General features: G+C 52.1%; 2 pseudogenes. Both read left to right on the forward strand.

Features of this window, described 5'->3' with window-relative positions:
* Window positions 1-178 (forward strand): annotated as a pseudogene (locus FDX22_RS32175) (hypothetical protein); the annotation flags it as partial.
* A gap of 122 nt (window positions 179-300) precedes the next feature.
* Window positions 301-602: pseudogene (locus FDX22_RS24700) on the forward strand (primosomal protein DnaI); the annotation flags it as partial.

Here is a 602-nt window from a genome sequence, read left to right on the forward strand (position 1 = left end):
GATCTCCGCCTACACCGCCATGATATCCGCCGTAAAGATCGGTCATTTCGGCTATAGCGAAGCGCTGATGATCACCCTGCTGACCAATTTTCTGAAAGCCTCATCGATTGTGGGCGCACTCTCAATTGGACTTTCCGTGCCAGGATTATGGTTGTATCGCAAACGTCCGCGCGTATAACGAATGAACCTGTTTACCCCTTTGCAGATGGGGGAACCTTCCCTCATCTGCTGCTCTCCTCTCTCTCTGTGTTACTATAAAAGCAGTTCCTTCTCGGTTGTTGTTCAGTATTGAGAAACATTATGCCCTGTAAAATTTTGACTCCGGACGTCGTCGGTATTGACGCCTTATTACACGATCACCAGGCCGTGCTGGCAAAGTCAGCAGGTGGCGCAGTGGCCGTTTTCGCCAATAATGCNGCCAACAACGCGCCAGCGTTTTACGCGGTGACGCCTGCACGGCTGGCAGAGTTGCTGGCACTTGAAGAGAAGCTGTCACGCCCGGGAAGCGATGTAACATTAGATGCCCAATTTTATGAAGAGCCGCAAGCGGCACCGGTTGCCGTACCAATGGGTAAATTTGCGATGTACGCTGACTGGCAGCC

It is taken from the genome of Citrobacter sp. TBCS-14 (genome assembly GCF_005280805.1).
GTDB classification, from domain to species: Bacteria; Pseudomonadota; Gammaproteobacteria; order Enterobacterales; family Enterobacteriaceae; genus Citrobacter; species Citrobacter gillenii.